We start from the raw sequence: 18,494 nt of genomic DNA, 5'->3' as shown, positions 1-18,494 counted from the left end.
AATTATTTAAATTTATAGTTTAGTCCAAAAAGTACATTGCTTGGTGGCATAGGCACGAAACCAGCTTCAATATAATCGGCGTTAAAAATATTATTTGCAGTTAAAGTAAAATCTAGCTGCTTAAGTTTTAAAACAATAGAAGCATCCCAAACGTTATAGCTATCGCCAGTGGTACGCTCGGCGTGTTTATAAATGATATTCTGACTCACATTTTTAAAAAATTGAGTACTTAAACGTGTTGTAAAATGGTGTTTAAGCGTGTTTAAAGAGTAACGTGATAGCTCTTTGTTTTGGTTTAAAATATCGTCTTCTAAAAAATTATAGCCTAAGGCAAGCGTTTGTTTATAAGTGTTTAGTTTAAAATGGTAATCAAATTGTGTTTCAAATCCTTTGGTGTTAACCTCTGCGATATTGGTTGCCGTAAAGGTGGTTTCGGTGGCATTTGTGCGAACAAAGTCTATTAAGTTTTTAGCATCTCTATTAAAAATAGCTATAGATCCTGTAAACTTAGGAGAAAAATATTTTACGCCAATTTCTTGAGAGAAAGCCTCTTCTACCTCTAAATCTGGGTTGCCTGTTGTGCTAGAATCATTATAATACAAATCTGTATAAGTTGGTATTCTGTAGGTATAACCTATATTACCATATGCCTTTATTTGGTTGCTAATTTTATAACCTACGTCTACACCAGGAAAAGCATAAAAATCGAAATCTGAAAAATAGGTAACTGCAATGCCTGGTGTAATATCTAGTTTTTGGTTTGCTAGCTTAAAGGCATGTTCTAAGAACAAGGTAGTCATAAAACGATTACGGTTTCCTAGATTGTTACTAGTTATATATATTTGTGATATATCTACACCAAAACCAGTTATTCCAGCTTTGGATGTATAGTTACCATTAAGTTCTGCACCAATTTTATTGGTAATATGTAAATTTCTGTAAACCGTTGGGTCGTTTCTTAAAAATACGTACTCGTCTTGATTACGTTTCCAGTATACGCGAGGTTTAAGTGTTATGTTTTTGGTATTAAAGACTGTGCTAAAACCAATTAAACTGTTTTGGGTTTCTTCGTATTGCTCTGTAGCGCTTTCTCTAGCATAAAATCCATTAGCACCAAACTTTCGTTCTTGAAATGTAGCAATCATTTCAATGGCTTTTCTGTTTTTATTAAAAACACTTTTTACAAAATAGTTGCTGTTATCGTAATCGGTATTATGGCGGTAACCTGCCGATGTTATTTTATCTACATGCACAATATGCGAAGAGTTATCGAGGTCTGCACCAACGGTAACACCAGCGTTTAACTGCCCAAAAGATCCAGTTTCTGTTTTTACCGAAACCGAATTGTTTAATTCTTTTTTAGTAACTATATTAATGGCTCCATTAAAAGCATTTTGTCCAAAAACACGGGCTGCTGGTCCTTTAATAATTTCAATACGTTCTATAACTTCAAGTGGTAAAGCGGCGTTCATGGTATGGTGCCCGGTTTGGGCATCGTCCATTTTTATACCATCTATTAAAAGTAATGTTTGGTCAAAAGTACCACCGCGTATATATAAATCGGCTTGACTACCAGCAGTTCCTCGGCGTCTTATATCTATGCCAGCAACTTGTTGTAGTAAATCGGCAAAGTTTGTTGATGCGCTATTTTTAATATCTTCTGAAGAAATAATATCTATAGTTCTAGAGTTTTCTTTAAATGGTAAGTTAATTCTAGAAGAATTAATTACTATTTCTTGTAGCGAATCTGTTTTTACAGTGTTGTTTTGAGCCTGTCCAAAAATAGTAAGACAAGTAATTGCAAATACGGTGTATAAAGACTTCATTGTTTTTTTTTTGTTTAAAGCGCAGCAAAAGTCGTAACTTTCCGGACGATTAAACTAGTCCAGTTTTAAAACAATGAATAGTCCGGTTAGCCAGCTTTTAAATCAGTTAATTGAATTCGACAAATTGAGTGCGCAGCCTGTATACATCCAAATAGCGCAGCAAGTTATAAATGCCATACAACGTGGCTATTTAACAAAGGGTACCGTTTTACCCGGAACCCGCGTTTTAAGTAAGGTTTTAAAAATACATAGAAACACGGTTGTTGCGGTTTACGATGAGTTAGCCTCGCAAGGTTGGGTAAATATTATACCCAATAAAGGCACCTTTGTTTTGGTGCCCGAGCAAACTACGGCAAAAATAAAAGCTAATGCACAACAAATAGATCAAGCCAATACATACTCTACTACTACAGGGTTTCCTTTTCAGTCGTCTTTTAATTTGGCCTCAAGTGCTAAGGTTACCAAGGCTAAATATAGTATAAATGAAGGTTCGACAGATTTAAGATTGCATCCTGTACACCAGTTTTCTAGATGGTATAGTGCGGTAATGAAACGAAAATCGTTGGTTAGTAAATGGAATGAGTCTTCCTATTCGCTTTTCGAAATGCAGTTGTGTAATTATTTAAACGCCACACGCGGTTTCCATATACAACCTAGTAATCTTTTAAGTACCCGAAGTACAGAAATGAGTTTGTATATTGTGTCGCAACTTTTAATACAACAAAATGATGTGGTTTTGGTGGGGCATTTAAGTAATTATGCGGCTAACATGATTTTTCAGCAGGCAGGAGCCCATATTACTACAATTCCTGTGGATAAACATGGATTGGATGTAGATTATATAAAAACACATTTTGTAAAAGGTAGTATTAGGTGCGTTTATGTTTGTGCACACAGGCATTACCCAACCACAACAACACTAAGTGCAGAACGCCGTATAAAATTGTTAGCCTTAGCCAAAGCTTACCAATTTGCTATAATTGAAGATGATTTCGATTACGATTTTCAGTTTGAAGGTTCTGCTATGTTACCAATGGCTAGTGCCGATGCTAATGGCATGGTTATTTATTTAGGCAAGTTGGGGCAATCCTTATTTCCTAGTTTTCAAGTGGGTTTTGTTGTAGCGCCCGAGAGTTTAATTAAAGAAGCTAAAAATTATTTAAAATTACTAGATAAGCAGGGCGATGTGATACAGGAACAAATGTTAGCTGAGTTAATTATGGAAGGCGAAATTTATCGCCTACTTAAAAAGAATATTGTTATCTATAAACAACGGCGCGATTATTTATGTAGGGAATTAACAAAGCAATTTAAAGACACAGTGCATTGGGATTTACCATCTGGCGGACTAGCAATTTGGTTACAATTTGAACCCAAAATATCTTTAGTGCAATTAGCCGAAGAAGCCGAAAAAAACGATTTATACCTACCTAATACCACGCTATATCAAAATAAAGATACCTGTGCTATTCGCTTTGGTTTTGGGCATTTTAACGAAGCAGAAATAGAACTCGTGGTTAAGAAACTAAAAATGGCCTATAATGAGGTGATTGGAATAAGTTTTAATAGCAAATAAGAGTTGGGAAGTGTCAGTTCGAGTGATTTTTTTGATAAAAAAAATGTATCGAGAACTAATATAGAGACTAACAATATTAATGTTGTTACAAACTTTGGGTATCGCAATCGTTTATATATAATGGAATGGATAGAATTTTTAGCTAAAGGAGGACTCGTGTAATTCAGTTTATTACTTAGAAATTTGAAATTCTGTATTCTTCATGGCTCTATTTTTTTTAAAACATAATAAATTTTAAATTGTATTTTTGGTGGTACAAATAATCTTATAAAGCTCCCTTCATGAAAACATATTTTTTTCTTTTAAGTATTCTCGTTTCAACTTTTGTATGTGCACAAAATAATGAGATAGTAAATACAGAGGATGGTAGACGCGTATTACTTAAAGCCGATTTTACTTGGGAGTATATGGATGGGCAATCTGTATTAACCAGCATTAAAACACCTTTAAAACCCGATGCAGGCTGTAATTTAGCAGCAGATTTTAAGGAGCCTGCTTTAAATAGTAAAATACAAGCCCAATTAAAAAAAGGACGCGCTACAATAAGTCACGTAAAAGCTAAAGTTGCAAAAGATAATAACTGTACGGTAGAAGATGTTTTACTGCTATCCGTTTCCGAACAAAAATCGAAAGCAACATATCAATTTTGTGCCAACGGAATACCTGTTGCCTATAAGCGTATAGGCAGCACCATTATTAAAAAGTAGGAATTTTTTTAGGACTATAATACATATTAAAACTAGATATTTCAAAAATTTAAATTAAATTTAGAAGCAGAAAATTAATTTGGGCGCCTGCCGGTAGGTAGGGGGTCGGCCTTAGCAACTCAATCTTTTTGCGGAAAACAAAAAGGATTTCAAACAAGCCGCTCAATCCCTAGCGCACTAAAGTGCTAGTTAAATCTTTAATTTATGATAGGACTAAATACGAACTCGTTAGATATTTTTTTACCAGAATCAACACAGACTCCGGGTGCACTTTTTTTCGATACAGGAATTTCGGCAGGATTTCCAGCACCAACCGACGATTTTAGGGAGCAGCGTTTATCCTTAGATAACGAACTGGTAAGAAATAAAGAAACCACCTTTTATGCGCGAGTAAGCGGACAATCCATGATAGGAGCAGGACTAGATGATAACGATTTATTAGTAATAGATAGAAGCTTAGAACCTGCAAATAATAAAATTGCAGTATGTTTTCTAGATGGCGAATTTACCGTAAAACGTTTAAGAGTCGATAGAGACGGAATGTGGCTACAACCCGAAAACCCAAACTATCCAATTATTAAAATTACCGAGGCTAACAACTTTGTTATTTGGGGTATTGTTACCAATGTGATTAAAAAAGTTTAATAGTTTAAATATAAAAAAGAGTATAAACATAAAAAAAAACGCAAAGCTAAAGCTTTGCGTTTTTTATATATCAATATTTAAAATAAAATTAATCGGCTAAAATGATAGCTTTATTATCTTTCATTTCAAGTGTACCAGAATTAATTTTCACTGTTAATACTTTATCATCATCGTTATGTGGAATAACTTCTGAGTGTAAAGCATCAAATTCTAGATGGCTTTGTGAATGTGTATGAATTTTAATAACACCCTCCTTTAATACAGAAACTATAGGCGCGTGATTATCTAACATTTGAAATTCACCATTTACACCTGGAACAGCTACAGAATCAACTTCGCTGCTAAATAATGTGGCCTCTGGCGATACTATTTCTAAATACATAGTTAAACTTGTTTAACTACCCTGAATTTATTTCAGAGTCTTTTTAATTTTATTCGATATTCAATTTAAAAGATGCTGAAATAAATTCAGCACTTGCTTTTGGTTTACGCCTCTGCAAGCATTTTATCTCCAGCTTCAATAGCTTCTTCAATGGTTCCTTTAAGGTTAAATGCTGCTTCTGGTAAATGATCTAATTTACCATCCATAATCATATTAAATCCTTTAATAGTTTCTTTAATATCAACTAATACACCAGGAATACCAGTAAACTGTTCTGCTACGTGGAACGGTTGAGATAAGAAACGTTGTACACGTCTTGCTCTACCTACGGCTAATTTATCTTCTTCAGATAACTCTTCCATACCAAGAATAGCAATAATATCTTGTAATTCTTTATAACGTTGTAATAACTCTTTAACACGTTGTGCACAAGCGTAATGCTCATTACCTAAAATTTCGGCCGTTAAAATTCTTGATGTAGAATCTAAAGGATCTACCGCAGGGTAAATACCTAACTCGGCAATTTTACGAGATAATACAGTTGTTGCATCTAAGTGAGCAAAGGTTGTAGCAGGCGCAGGATCCGTTAAATCATCCGCAGGTACGTAAACCGCTTGTACAGATGTAATAGAACCTCTTTTTGTTGACGTAATACGCTCTTGCATAGCACCCATCTCGGTTGCTAATGTTGGTTGGTAACCTACCGCAGAAGGCATACGACCTAATAATGCAGATACCTCAGAACCAGCTTGTGTAAAACGGAAGATATTATCTACGAAAAATAATACATCTTTTCCTTGTCCTTCACCAGCACCATCACGGAAATACTCAGCAATAGTTAAACCAGATAAGGCAACACGTGCACGTGCTCCAGGAGGCTCATTCATTTGTCCGAATACGAAAGTAGCTTTCGATTCTTTCATTTTAGATTTATCCACTTTAGATAAATCCCATCCACCATCTTCCATAGAGTGCATAAAATCATCTCCATAACGGATAATTCCAGACTCTAACATTTCACGAAGTAAATCGTTCCCTTCACGAGTTCTTTCACCCACTCCAGCAAATACAGATAAACCACCGTGTCCTTTTGCAATATTGTTAATTAATTCCTGAATTAATACTGTTTTACCTACACCAGCACCACCAAATAAACCAATTTTACCACCTTTTGCATAAGGCTCAATTAAATCGATTACTTTAATACCAGTAAATAAAACTTCAGTAGAAGTTGATAAATCTTCAAATTTTGGAGCTTGACGGTGAATTGGTAACCCAGCTTCTCCAGCTTTAGGTAAATCTCCAAGACCATCAATAGCATCTCCAATTACATTAAATAAACGTCCATAAACATCATCGCCAATAGGCATTTGTATAGGAGCACCAGTTGCAGTAACTTCTGTACCTCTGCTTAAACCATCAGAAGAGTCCATTGCAATAGTACGTACAGTATCTTCTCCAATATGAGATTGTACCTCTAATACTAAAAGCGAACCATCTGCTTTTTTAATTTCTAATGAATCGTAAATTTTTGGAAGTTCTGTTCCAGCCGCGAATTCAACATCGATAACTGGTCCAACTATTTGTGCAACTTTACCTGTAACTTTAGACATTACTTATGTATTTAATATTATGCGTTTTAATTCTATAAAAACACTTTAAGTTTTCGCGTGCAAAGATATATTTTTTAATTTAAAATGAAAGTTGTTTTTACAGCTTTTTTACATCAAAAAAAACACCTTCTATTTGAAGGTGTTTTTATAGTATATTTTGGCTTCTATTTTATTGTAATAATGGAGAATAGTTTGTTGGATAATTTCCAATGTTAACTAAATTTCCTGAAGCTTCAAAGTTAGTTCCGTAGGTTGCATCAATGGCTTTCATAAATTCATTGGCAATCATAGCATATCCTCTAGAAGTAAGATGTACACCGTCTAGCGAAAATGCACCGCCTGTTACTAGGTTTGAAGTTAAGGTAAAATTGTTGGATGTAATACCGCTAGTTGCTAGGTTTGTTAGTAAGGCATTGGTGTTAACATAGGCTAAACCTGCATTATTTGCTGCGGTTTGAATAGTTGTGTTAAAGTCGTCGGTAGCGGTTTTAATCTCGGCTTGTTCGCTTGGTAGTAGTACCCATTTATCAATTAAAGGTAGTGTGATACCTTCTATTGAAAACTGCGCTGCCAACACAGGTGGTAAATCTAATGCTAATAGGGATTGATATGAAAATTCATTCACCTCACCTATAATGGAATTACTAGGTAAAACTAACAAGTCATTTTCGTTTGCTTGTCTTGCTTGACCATAAGCATTTCCTAGTAACAATGCCACTAGTGGGGCATCGTCTGTTTCTAAACCAAGAGATTGTACAAACAAAGGAAATGCAGGGTTATTTCCTAACGCTCCTGCAATTTCGTTAGATAAATCGTCTAGTGTCTCATCGTAAATAACAACGCCACTGGCTTCTGTTTCAGAAAACACAATTGTTCTCGAAGGATCTAATACTGCAAATATTTGATTTAGTGTGCCATAAACAGTATTTAGTAATGGGATTTGAGCTTTAAATTGTGGTCCGGTTTCTTCATCATTTGGATTTAGAGCGTTATAAGGTACTGTTGTAAAGTGAGGTATATTTGTTACATAAGGAATATTAGCTACAACACCTTTTGCTCCACCAGAAGTTAAACTTGTAATTAGTGTAGATATTGCAAAATCGAAAGTTGCTTTGTCTGAAATAGGACTCGATCCATCTCCACCAGAAGTTGCATAGCCTAAAACGTCGTTATTTCCAGCCCAAAGTGTAAAAAACGTTGGCGATTGTGCCATTGCTAGTTCTAATATACTAGCATTTGGTGTGGTACCCGTCATTCTAATAAAGTAAGGGTTAGCTGCTACTGGAAAGTTTGCAATGTTGCCATAACCAGGAGCAATCATATGAAAGCTTCTTGCCCCAGGAACTCCCATATTATTGAAAGGTCCTGTTGGGTTGTTTATTGCAATATCTGTTGTAGGTGTTATGGGGCCAATTACATCTGCTAAATCTTGAGGTGCTCCACCAGTTGTTACTAATCTTGGTTTGAATAGTTGTTCTCCTGTTTCAGGGTTAATTATAGTGTTGCCACCTATAACTAGGCCTCCGATATTGTCATTGGTTAGTGGTTGGGTAAAATTTCCTCCTCCTAGCATTTTAAATTTTTGAGCTAAGATATTTGGAAATGAATTTTCTTGAGAAGCTTTAAATAAAGCATTATCAGTAAATCCTGCAGTAAGTGAGTTTCCTACTGAAACGTAAGTTGAAAAATCTACTGACCCTGAAACTAGTTCTGGTAATGTAACAACTTCTTCTGGTTCAATATTAGTGTCTTTAAGGACATCTTCTGGTTCATTACAGCCAACAAAAGCAGTAATACCAAATATTAAAGTTAAATATTTTATATTTTTCATGTTTGTTTTTTTATAGGTTATTAATAGTCCAAGATACATAGTACATTGAGCCAATAAAGCCAGTACCAAAAGCCGTAAAGTACTCATCTCCTAAAAGATTTGTAGCTCCTGCTTTGAACGTAGATTTAAAGCTAGGTACTCTTAAATTGATTTGAGCATCAACCACATGGTATTCTGGTACTAAACCATTACCAAATGTGGCTTCCCAGAAATAGTCATCACTAAACCTGTAATTTACATTAAAACCAAAGTTTTTAAATAATTCAGTATTTCCAAATGAGGCTTTAAATTTGTGTTCTGGCGTATTAAAGTTTGTTGCGAAGTCTGGATATTTATTTCTATCAAAATCGAGTTTAGCATAGGTATAACTTCCGCTTAAATCAAAATCACCAAATACTTTAGTTGTTAATCCAATTGATGCACCATAAGAGTTTACATCGGCTTCGGAATTGGTGTACGTACTGTAGGCTTGAAAATCTTTGTTTGCAATGGCTGCTACAGCTAATCCATCAGGAGAGCCTACGGTACCATAGTAAGGCGATATAACAACCTCTTGAGAAATAAAGTCTTTATACTTGTTGTAATATGTACTAAAATCAACAATTAAGTTTTTGAACTTACCACGATATCCAATTTCTGCAGACGATACTTGCTCTGGTTTAATAATATCCGGGTTAGAAACCTCAAGAACAGCAGGGTTTCCTGTATCTGATAAGGCTTGTACAGAGCTTGCCGTATAAGAATTCTCATAAGCAACACGTCCTGTTTGTGTAACTGTAGCATCTTGTCCAAATGCAATTTGCCCTTCATCACTAACATTAAAAGTTCTAACATATCTGTCTAAATTCTCTGGAGCCGAACCTACTAAAATAGCTCTACCAGCATCTAAACCAATAAATAAATCTTGTGTTGTGGGGTTTCTAAATCCTGTTTGTACAGAAGCACGAATGTTGTGGTTTTGATTAACGGTTAAACCCGCAGATATTCTTGGTGAAAAGAAACCATCAAAAAATTGAGATTTATCGTAACGCACAGACCCTGTTAATTTTAATTCTAGGTCATCATTTAATTCTAAATTCTTTTGAATTTGAGTATAAATACCAAATTCTGAATAATCTATTGGACCTTCTAGATCGGTATAAATCGTTCCGGAAGAGTTTAAACTGTACCTTCTGTAAGAGCCACCTACTTGAATTTCGGCAAAATCGATTAAATGACTAAAATTGTAGTTAGCGTCTGAATGGTAATATTTCGATGCATCTTGAAATTTAGAACCCGTACTTAAATCTGGGTCGTTAATACTTCTGTTAAATGCTGCTTGATATTCTGGAGTACCTGGTAAGTAACGTCCAGATTCAGCTTGAGCTCTTGCTGCTGCATGAGATTCTGCTTCAGTGGCACCACCTAGGGTTGCTTCGGCATACGTGCCAATATATTCTTCAAACCATTGTTCGTCACTTTTCCATGCTCTATTGATATTAATACCTGTAAAGACCATATCGTAAGAGTCTCCTGCTTTATCGGTAACCACATAACCTCTTAAAAAGAAATTATCATTTTTAAATTCTAGTTTATGTTGTTGTTGAAAGAAGTTTGCAATGTTATATCTGTTTGTACCTTGATAAATGGTTGATCCTGTTCCTATTTTTCCAACGTAAGATACTTCAAAATCGTTTTCCCAAGGGCGGTAATATAAACCCCAATCCGATTTAATACTTTCTGCATTATAGTTAGTTAAATCTCTTTCGTTATAACCAGTTCTACTAACCACAACATCTGGAATAATGCCTTTTACACTGGCAGGGGCTTCGGTTCTAATATTTGCAGAAACTTCATCTCCATAAACATTAATTCCGTCGTAATCAAGATTAGCTCTGGTGTTGTTTGGATTAATTTTATCGGTTTCGCTAGTTGCTGCCCAATCGGTTCCTTTTAAGTAACCAAAGTTAATTTTAGCAGCTATTTTTTCGCTGAATTTGTAACCAGCTCTAAAACTAAGATCTGTGTAAGCGTTATCTCCTGCAGATTCTTGAGAAGTAATACCTCTTTTTATTGAAGCACTAATACCTTGATGGTCGAAAGGGTTTTTACTACGCATAAATAAAATACCATTAAAGGCATTTGCACCATATAATGCAGAAGACGCACCCGGTAATAGCTCTACGCTTAACACATCGGTTTCTGTCATACCAACCAAGTTACCAATTGGAAAGTTTAATGCAGGGGTAGAGTTGTCCATTCCGTCTACTAATTGCATAAATCTGTTATTAGCAAACGTAGCAAAACCTCTAGTATTAACCGATTTAAAAGTTAAACTGTTGGTATTTACATCGACACCTTTAAGGTTTTCTAAACCGCCATAAAAATCGGCAGAGGTTGTGTTTTTTATTTGTTTAAGTCCAAAACGCTCTACTGTTACCGGAGATTCAAAAATACGCTCTGGTGTTCTAGAGGCTGAAATTACAACTTCGTCTAAAGCGTTACCTTCTTTTAAAATGAAGTTCACTTTTTGGTTATTTGAAGTAATGTCTTCTGTTGCCGTTTCAAACCCAACGCTACTAGCTTGTAGTGTAAAAGGAGGGTTTAAATTTGTAGTGAGGGTAAAATTACCATCAAAATCAGTTATGTTTCCTGTAGATGTACCAACAATAATAATGTTGGCTCCCGGAATGGGTTGGCTATTATCATCGACTACTGTACCTGTAATTGTTGTTTGCGAAAAAGAAAATCCACAAAATAATAGCAGTAATAAGGGGAGAATTGTCTTCATTTATTTTTTAAAGTTTTAGTTTAATAACAAGATAATATATAAATATTATATAATGCAAGTGTATAAAAATATAAAAAATTATGCACGCATAGTATATTTTAGCAAAAAAAGTATGTATTTATTATTAAATTTTTAAAAAAAAGGCTTTAAAACTAGAATTTCCATGCTTTGGCTAAGCATGGAAATTTTTCAATGTGTTTACAAAGAATATGTTTTTTTACTCTACCGTAACTGATTTAGCTAAGTTTCTTGGTTGATCTACATTTTTATTTAGCATTACGGCTATATGGTAGGACAAAAGTTGCAATGGAATTGTAGTTAGCAGTGGGGTAAGTGATTCTAACGTTTCTGGAACTTCAATAACATGGTCTGCTAGATTTTTAACTTGAACGTCACCTTCGGTTACGATTCCAATAATTTTTCCTTTTCTAGATTTAATTTCTTGAATATTGCTTACTACTTTTTCATAATGTCCTTTTTTGGTAGCAATAACAACAATAGGCATATTTTCATCTATTAAGGCAATTGGGCCGTGTTTCATTTCTGCTGCAGGGTATCCTTCGGCATGTATATATGAAATTTCTTTTAATTTAAGTGCGCCTTCTAGTGCTACAGGGAAATTGTAGCCACGTCCTAAATATAAAAAGTTACTAACGTTTTTATATGCATCCGAAATGATTTTTATATTGTTATCTGATTGTAGTGCTTTTTCTACTTTTTTAGGAATCATTTCTAGCTCTAATAAATGCTGACGAAAATCTGAACTTGTAATGGTTCCTTTAGCTCTGGCCAGTCTTAATGCAATTAAAGTTAGAACTGTTATTTGCGTTGTAAAAGCTTTTGTTGATGCTACACCAATTTCTGGGCCAGCATGTGTATATGCACCAGCATGAGACTCTCTAGATATTGAAGAGCCTACAACATTACAAACACCAAATACAAAAGCCCCTTTAGATTTTGCTAATTTTATGGCGGCTAATGTATCGGCAGTTTCTCCAGATTGAGAAATGGCAATTACTATGTCGTCTTCTCTTATTACAGGGTTTCGGTATCTAAATTCTGAGGCGTATTCTACTTCTACCGGAATACGTGCTAAATCTTCAAAAATATATTCGGCAACTAGTCCTGCATGCCATGATGTTCCGCAGGCTACTATAATAATACGGTTGGCGTTAAGAAACTTTTTCATGTTATCTTCCACTCCTGCCATTTTTATTATGGCTTCGTTTCTTAAAAGTCTACCTCTATAAGTATCTGTTATCGCTTTTGGTTGTTCGTGTATTTCTTTTAGCATGAAATGGTCGTATCCACCTTTTTCGATCTGCTCTAAATTTAATTGAAGCTCTTGTATGTAGGTGTCTACTAATGTGTCGTCTTTAATTTTTCTAACTTTTACACCTTTGTGAAACCTAATAACGGCCATTTCTTCATCTTCAAGATAAATAGCATTTTTAGTATATTCTATAAAAGGTGAGGCGTCACTTGCAATAAAAAATTCGTCTTCATTTTTACCAATACCAATAGCAAGTGGACTTCCTAAACGAGCTACTACAACTTCTTCAGGTTTGTTTTTATCGAAAACAGCAATAGCGTATGCACCAATAACTTGATTTAGTGCTATTTGAACTGCTTTTCCAAGCTTTACGCCTTCTTGTTTTTTAACATCTTCTATTAAGTTGATTAGTACTTCTGTATCTGTATCAGATTGAAAAGTGTAGCCTCTTTTAATTAATTCTTGTTTAAGAGCATCGTAATTTTCAATTATTCCATTATGAATAATTACTAGATCACCAGAATTAGAAAGATGTGGATGCGAGTTAACGTCGTTTGGAACACCATGTGTTGCCCAACGTGTATGTCCAATTCCAACATTTCCTGTTTTGGAAATTTCTTGAGTAGCTCTTGTTTCTAAATCGGCTACTTTTCCTTTTGTTTTTGATACTTTTAGATTTGTACCATCAAACAATGCAATTCCTGCACTATCGTAGCCTCTGTATTCTAGACGTTTAAGTCCTTCGATTACAATAGGGTAAGCTTCTCGTGGTCCAATATATCCAACAATTCCACACATGATTTTTTAATTTGATTTTGGGATTAAAATTATTAGTAGCAAATATGGAAAATATATATTTATAAAAGATAATTATTATGTGAACTAATCTATTTTCACGTTTAAAATCAATGTTGATGGTTTATTATTTGTTAATTCACTTTGATTTCGGTAAAAAATATTTTTAATTTTAGTCTTTTGTTTTCCTCTAAAGTGTTATTGCTACCGTATAATATTGTTCCTCGTGGTGTTATAATTGAAGCTGAAGGAACAGAGGTTATATTATCTGAACTATTTAAAATCTCGGAATTATTAGTATAATTAACATTGTTAGAAATTACCAATCCAATGTTGTAATTGGTAGAATCGTTTTGAATAATATTATTTAGGTGCTCTGTTAGTCGTACTTTGTAATTAACTTCTTGATTACTTGTTATATTTCTTTGACCTAGGCTTATAATTTTAGAATTAAGTGCGTTGTTACTTTCGGTAGGGTCTACTAAATAATCAATTGTTGGGATGTTGTTCTTAATATCGTAGGCATAGATACGATCATATTTGTGATATTCATCACCATTATCGTTTAATGTATTTATAACTTTAGAGTCATTTTCGTATATTTCTAAATGCGCTTCGTTAATTAGCCTTTTTAAAACGTAATTGTTGTCTTCATCTTTAATAAAGTCGCCATTTTCATCTGTTTTTCTATACGTTTTTAATAGTGTATCTAAATTATCTGGTATAGAATTTCCGTCAAGATCTTCTGTTCCAAATAAATCTACAACGGCCATAGAGCCTTCCATTCCTTTTAAATATAGGTTTGTATCTCCATTAACGTTATCGCCATCAACTAGCGTAGTTTCAAAATCGTTTATAAAAGTATTTAATTTATTTCCTGTAAATCTTAAAGTGTACGTGTTATCAACTCTTGCATTATCTTCTCCATTTGCATAAGTTATGGTAATGGTAGCGTTTGTAGATTCTAAATTAACTAAAAACATGCTTCCGTCGTTAGTGTCATCTATAGGTTCTGCTTTAAAATATAGCCCTCGAAAGTAGTTTTTAAATTGATTTTCGTTACTTAGTTCTAATTCTCCACTTTTTGCAACTATTGTATTTTGCCAAAACTCATTATCTAATTCTTTTCTAAAAGCCGGTTCCGAATAGGTTCTGGTTTCATTATCTGCACCTTCATTTGTTATTACTACGGTTGCAGCGCTACTTGGCGTAAAGGTGTTTTCCGATAAAATTTCTTCAAGGATATGGTCGTCAAAATTAATGGTTGTTCTTCCATTAAACACTGAGTTTGTTGTGCTAGAAGCATTCGAGTAAAAATTTTGCGTAGTTATTTCTTGGCCAGAAGCATCGGTATCATTTAAAAAATAGTTGCTTCTGTAGATGGATAATTTTATGGGTTTGGTGGTGTTGCCGTAAACCGAATCCAATTGGTATGTAGTATTACCATTATCATCAATGCCAATAGGTGTACTAAAATATGGGATATTAATTACTACTTGTTCTACAACAGGGTTAAGACCAAAGTCTACATCCTCTAAAACGGGTTCTAATTGTGTTACGATGCTAGCTGTAGTGGTTCCGTATTCTGGATCTTTAAAAACACCTAACAAATTGGATTCTAGATTGTTAACCTGTAGTGCGTTTAGTTTTTTATTATAGGCTATTACCGGTATAGAGTCTGTGCTAGTTAAAAAATTTGCGTTTCCTTCCCCGAGTACATCGCTTTCTATAATACTAAAATCTTTTTCGCATCCTACCAAAGAAGTTAAGAATAAAAGTGAAAAGAAGGTAATTTTAAGGGCTTTAAATGTGTTTTTCATATAGTAATACTTAATGAATTAATTGGAACTGCCTAAAACACTTTCGTTAAAAAAAGTAGTATAAGCTTCGCCAAATTCATCTTTACTTTTATATTCTAAAATAGGTTTGTCTGCGGCTTTTAAATAAGTGTCTAATTCTTCAGGAATGTTTTCAGAGCCTACAATTAAAGCATCAGAGTAATCAATAGCCACTTTCATTAAGCTATTGTATGATGGCTCTACTAAGGTTTTTATAGCATCCTCTTCAATATTATCAAACTTAATTTTATTAACCATATCTGTATTTAACGTACCTTCAAAGCTTTGATTGTAAATAGAGGTAACTATTTTACTTTCGTTAAATAAAGGTTCGTCTTTGTAGTATTGTTTTAGGTAAAGTGGCAATAAAGAGGCTAGCCAACCATGAACGTGAATAATATCTGGTGCCCAGTTTAATTTTTTAACAGTTTCAATAACACCTTTGGCAAAGAAAATAGCGCGCTCATCGTTATCAGAAAACAGTTTACCATCTTCATCTGTTAATGTGGCTTTTCTTTTAAAATACTCATCGTTATCAATAAAATATACCTGAATACGCTCTTTTGGTATAGAAGCCACTTTTATAATAAGAGGCATATCTAAATCGTTAATCACTAAATTTATACCTGATAATCGGATAACTTCGTGTAATTGATGCCTTCTTTCGTTAATGTTTCCATATCTAGGCATAAAAATTCTTATTTGACCGCCTTGTTGATTTACCAATCTCGGTGCTTCAAAAGAAGCTGAAGAAATCTCGGTTTCTGGTAAATAAGGTACTACTTCAGATGATACATATAATATCCTCTTATCTTTCATATGTTTGTTTTTGTTGACTTAAAATAGCTCTATAATAGCAATTAGTGTTTTCTTTTTTTGAAATGAGAACTTTAAAAAGCCTGCCGCAAAGTGGTTCTTCTTTTGAAATTTCAAAATAAAAAACACGCAAAAGTACAAAATTTTATGCTAATTGCTTGTAAAATCTTAAGTTTGCACCCGTTAATTTTTTATTAAATAGTGGAAATTTACTCAGATAAACAACAAATTACATGTGCTATTGATGGTTTTAAGGCTAAAAAGCTAACCGTTGGTATGGTGCCCACTATGGGCGCGTTGCATGAAGGACATTTGCAATTAGTTAAAAAAGCATTAGCAGAAAATGATAAGGTTGTGGTTAGTATTTTTGTAAATCCTACACAGTTTGATAATAAAGACGATTTGCTAAAATATCCTAGAACATTGGAGCAAGATGTGGCTTTGTTAAAAACTGTAAGCCCAAATAGCATAGTGGTTTATGCGCCTACGGTAGAGGATATGTATGGCGGTAATACGGTGTCTCAAAATTTCGATTTCGACGGGTTGGAGTTTGAAATGGAAGGCAGGTTTAGGCATGGTCATTTTGATGGCGTGGGGACTATTGTAAAACGTTTTTTCGATATTGTAAAACCTCATAGGGCTTATTTTGGAGAAAAAGATTTTCAGCAGTTAGCGATTATTAAAAAATTAGTTGAAAAGCACGATATACCTGTGCAAATTGTGGGTTGCGAAATTCATAGAGAATCTAATGGGTTAGCCATGAGTTCCCGCAATACAAGGCTTAGTCCGGAGTATAAGGAGGCTGCGCCTTTTATTTATAAAACCTTAAAAGCTGCCAAAGAAAAATTTGGCACAAAAAGTGCTACTAAAGTAACGGAATGGGTTTATGAGCAGTTTGATAAACATGATATCCTTGAATTAGAATATTTTTTAATATCAGACATCGATACCTTAAAACCAGTAAAACGAAAATCTAAAACCAAAAAATATAGAGCATTTATAGCTGTATATGCTAACGATATTAGACTTATTGATAATATCGCTTTAAATTAATTACCTTTGTAATATGCAAATTCAAGTCGTAAAATCTAAGATTCATAGAGTTAAATGCACAGGTGCAGAACTTAACTATATAGGTAGTATTACTATTGACGAAGACTTAATGGACGCTGCCAATATTATTCAAGGCGAGAAAGTACAAATTGTTAATAACGACAATGGCGAGCGCTTAGAAACCTATTGTATACCTGGGCCTAGACATAGTGGAGAAATAACTTTAAACGGGGCTGCGGCTAGAAAAGTAGCGGTGGGCGATACATTAATTCTTATTACCTATGCTTTTATGGATATTGAAGAGGCTAAGGTTTTTAAACCCTCTTTAGTATTCCCAGACGAGGCAACTAATCTATTAAAATAGCTATTGAAAAAAAAAACAAAGAACATATTAAAAATTGCACTCCCATTATTATTGGGAGTTTTTTTAGTTTGGTATTCTCTATCACAAATTTCTATTAGCGAATTAATAAAGTATTTTAAAAAAGCAGAATACACTTATATTGTTTTAGGGATGTTCTTTGGGTTGCTTAGTCATTTGTCTAGAGCTTACCGTTGGCAGTTTCAGTTAGAGCCTTTAGGTTATAAAATAAAGTTTGGTAATAGTATTATGGCTGTTTTTGCCACCTATTTAATAAATTATACCATTCCTAGAGCTGGCGAGGTTGCAAGGGCATCAATACTAACAAATTACGAAGGTGTTCCTTTTGAGAAAGGTTTTGGAACTATTGTTGCCGAACGTCTTGCCGATTTAATTGTGATGCTTGGTATAATAGCTGTAACGCTTTTTCTTCAGTTCGATTTTATATATGGCTTTTTAGTAGAAAAATTTAACCCAACCAAAATAGTAATGGCTTTTGCTGTGCTTTTGGTTGTAGTATTTCTGTTTTTAAGATTTGTAAATAGAAGTACTTCTAAAATAGCTTTAAAAATTAAAGGTTTTGTTAGTGGATTGGTTGAAGGTGTTTTAAGTATTTTTAAAATGAAGAAAAAATGGGCCTTTATTTTTCATACACTATTTATCTGGACCATGTATGTGCTTATGTTTTATGTAACAACATTTTCGGTACAAGAAATGAGTGATATTCCATTTGCAGCGGTTTTAATTGGGTTTATAGCAGCTAGTTTTAGTATTGCTGCAACAAATGGTGGTATAGGTTCATATCCAGAAGCCATTGTTTTAGTGTTTACCTCTTTGTTTTTTATTCCCGAAGACCCTAGTCGTGCTTTAGGTTGGATAATTTGGTCGGCCCAAACCTTGTTAATTATTGTTTTTGGCGGGTTTTCGCTTATCTATTTACCTATTTTTAACCGAAACAAAGAGTCAGCCTAGGCTTAGAATTTGCCTTTATTCTCTCTTTATAATTTC

At 34.1% G+C, this 18,494-nt stretch carries 14 protein-coding genes; 6 read left to right on the top strand and 8 right to left on the bottom strand.

All coding sequences use genetic code 11. The features are described from left to right. Positions 1-2: 2 nt before the first annotated feature. On the bottom strand, positions 3-1,826 hold the full coding sequence (locus tag BMY96_RS03185) for a TonB-dependent receptor plug domain-containing protein (protein WP_092849007.1): 1,824 nt from the start codon (positions 1,824-1,826) through the stop codon (positions 3-5). A gap of 73 nt (positions 1,827-1,899) precedes the next feature. Between BMY96_RS03185 and BMY96_RS03180 the strand changes: the two genes are divergently transcribed. The 3 genes from BMY96_RS03180 (at position 1,900) to BMY96_RS03170 (ending at position 4,754) form a co-directional block, all read left to right on the top strand. Continuing rightward, a complete protein-coding gene (locus tag BMY96_RS03180) occupies positions 1,900-3,402 on the top strand; it encodes an aminotransferase-like domain-containing protein (protein ID WP_092849005.1) in 1,503 nt (500 codons plus the stop codon). Positions 3,403-3,683: 281 nt separating this feature from the next. After that, positions 3,684-4,109: a DUF3157 family protein gene (locus BMY96_RS03175; protein ID WP_092849002.1), complete on the top strand. Its 426-nt coding sequence runs from the start codon at positions 3,684-3,686 to the stop codon at positions 4,107-4,109. A 204-nt stretch (positions 4,110-4,313) separates the two neighbouring features. Next, positions 4,314-4,754, top strand: coding sequence for a LexA family protein (locus BMY96_RS03170; RefSeq protein ID WP_092849000.1), 441 nt, complete (start codon positions 4,314-4,316; stop codon positions 4,752-4,754). An 88-nt stretch (positions 4,755-4,842) separates the two neighbouring features. On the opposite strand, the gene BMY96_RS03165 is transcribed toward BMY96_RS03170, so the two are convergent. From BMY96_RS03165 to BMY96_RS03135, 7 genes are all read right to left on the bottom strand, one after another. Continuing rightward, a complete protein-coding gene (locus BMY96_RS03165; protein WP_092848998.1) occupies positions 4,843-5,136 on the bottom strand; it encodes a F0F1 ATP synthase subunit delta/epsilon in 294 nt (97 codons plus the stop codon). 104 nt (positions 5,137-5,240) lie between these two features. After that, entirely contained in the window at positions 5,241-6,749 is a 1,509-nt protein-coding gene (gene atpD / locus BMY96_RS03160; protein WP_092848996.1) for a F0F1 ATP synthase subunit beta, read from the bottom strand. A gap of 169 nt (positions 6,750-6,918) precedes the next feature. Next, the gene (locus BMY96_RS03155) at positions 6,919-8,580 is read right to left on the bottom strand and encodes a G-D-S-L family lipolytic protein (protein WP_245750528.1); all 1,662 of its coding nucleotides are present in this window, start codon (positions 8,578-8,580) and stop codon (positions 6,919-6,921) included. Positions 8,581-8,590: 10 nt separating this feature from the next. Further along, positions 8,591-11,350, bottom strand: a complete 2,760-nt coding sequence (locus BMY96_RS03150; RefSeq protein WP_092848991.1) for a TonB-dependent receptor — start codon at positions 11,348-11,350, stop codon at positions 8,591-8,593. Positions 11,351-11,567: 217 nt separating this feature from the next. Continuing rightward, on the bottom strand, positions 11,568-13,421 hold the full coding sequence (glmS, locus tag BMY96_RS03145; protein ID WP_092848989.1) for a glutamine--fructose-6-phosphate transaminase (isomerizing): 1,854 nt from the start codon (positions 13,419-13,421) through the stop codon (positions 11,568-11,570). A 131-nt stretch (positions 13,422-13,552) separates the two neighbouring features. Further along, on the bottom strand, positions 13,553-15,238 hold the full coding sequence (gene bamH / locus BMY96_RS03140; protein ID WP_092848986.1) for a BamH family beta-barrel-assembly machinery protein: 1,686 nt from the start codon (positions 15,236-15,238) through the stop codon (positions 13,553-13,555). 18 nt (positions 15,239-15,256) lie between these two features. Continuing rightward, positions 15,257-16,075: a glycogen/starch synthase gene (locus BMY96_RS03135; protein WP_092848983.1), complete on the bottom strand. Its 819-nt coding sequence runs from the start codon at positions 16,073-16,075 to the stop codon at positions 15,257-15,259. A 198-nt stretch (positions 16,076-16,273) separates the two neighbouring features. Between BMY96_RS03135 and panC the strand changes: the two genes are divergently transcribed. The 3 genes from panC to BMY96_RS03120 are packed head-to-tail and all read left to right on the top strand — an operon-like array spanning position 16,274 to position 18,458. Continuing rightward, positions 16,274-17,125 carry a pantoate--beta-alanine ligase gene (panC, locus tag BMY96_RS03130; protein WP_092848981.1) on the top strand — a complete coding sequence of 284 codons (852 nt, stop codon included), beginning with the start codon at positions 16,274-16,276 and terminating at the stop codon, positions 17,123-17,125. Between the two features lie 13 nt (positions 17,126-17,138). Beyond that, positions 17,139-17,489 carry an aspartate 1-decarboxylase gene (gene panD, locus BMY96_RS03125; protein ID WP_092848979.1) on the top strand — a complete coding sequence of 117 codons (351 nt, stop codon included), beginning with the start codon at positions 17,139-17,141 and terminating at the stop codon, positions 17,487-17,489. 3 nt (positions 17,490-17,492) lie between these two features. After that, positions 17,493-18,458 carry a lysylphosphatidylglycerol synthase transmembrane domain-containing protein gene (locus BMY96_RS03120; RefSeq protein WP_092848978.1) on the top strand — a complete coding sequence of 322 codons (966 nt, stop codon included), beginning with the start codon at positions 17,493-17,495 and terminating at the stop codon, positions 18,456-18,458. Positions 18,459-18,494 lie beyond the last annotated feature (36 nt).

The sequence above is a fragment of the Algibacter pectinivorans genome (genome assembly GCF_900112595.1).
Lineage (GTDB): Bacteria > Bacteroidota > Bacteroidia > Flavobacteriales > Flavobacteriaceae > Algibacter_B > Algibacter_B pectinivorans.
The sequence above is the reverse complement of the archived record's forward strand: the minus strand, read 5'-3'. Positions and strand labels throughout refer to the sequence as shown.

Excerpts from the sequence above, each read along its gene's own strand:
- BMY96_RS03185 (WP_092849007.1), bottom strand. The coding sequence starts at position 1,826 with ATGAAGTCTTTATACACCGTATTTGCAATTACTTGTCTTACTATTTTT.
- BMY96_RS03180 (WP_092849005.1), top strand. The coding sequence starts at position 1,900 with ATGAATAGTCCGGTTAGCCAGCTTTTAAATCAGTTAATTGAATTCGAC.
- BMY96_RS03175 (WP_092849002.1), top strand. The coding sequence starts at position 3,684 with ATGAAAACATATTTTTTTCTTTTAAGTATTCTCGTTTCAACTTTTGTA.
- BMY96_RS03170 (WP_092849000.1), top strand. The coding sequence starts at position 4,314 with ATGATAGGACTAAATACGAACTCGTTAGATATTTTTTTACCAGAATCA.
- BMY96_RS03165 (WP_092848998.1), bottom strand. The coding sequence starts at position 5,136 with ATGTATTTAGAAATAGTATCGCCAGAGGCCACATTATTTAGCAGCGAA.
- atpD (WP_092848996.1), bottom strand. The coding sequence starts at position 6,749 with ATGTCTAAAGTTACAGGTAAAGTTGCACAAATAGTTGGACCAGTTATC.
- BMY96_RS03155 (WP_245750528.1), bottom strand. The coding sequence starts at position 8,580 with ATGAAAAATATAAAATATTTAACTTTAATATTTGGTATTACTGCTTTT.
- BMY96_RS03150 (WP_092848991.1), bottom strand. The coding sequence starts at position 11,350 with ATGAAGACAATTCTCCCCTTATTACTGCTATTATTTTGTGGATTTTCT.
- glmS (WP_092848989.1), bottom strand. The coding sequence starts at position 13,421 with ATGTGTGGAATTGTTGGATATATTGGACCACGAGAAGCTTACCCTATT.
- bamH (WP_092848986.1), bottom strand. The coding sequence starts at position 15,238 with ATGAAAAACACATTTAAAGCCCTTAAAATTACCTTCTTTTCACTTTTA.
- BMY96_RS03135 (WP_092848983.1), bottom strand. The coding sequence starts at position 16,075 with ATGAAAGATAAGAGGATATTATATGTATCATCTGAAGTAGTACCTTAT.
- panD (WP_092848979.1), top strand. The coding sequence starts at position 17,139 with ATGCAAATTCAAGTCGTAAAATCTAAGATTCATAGAGTTAAATGCACA.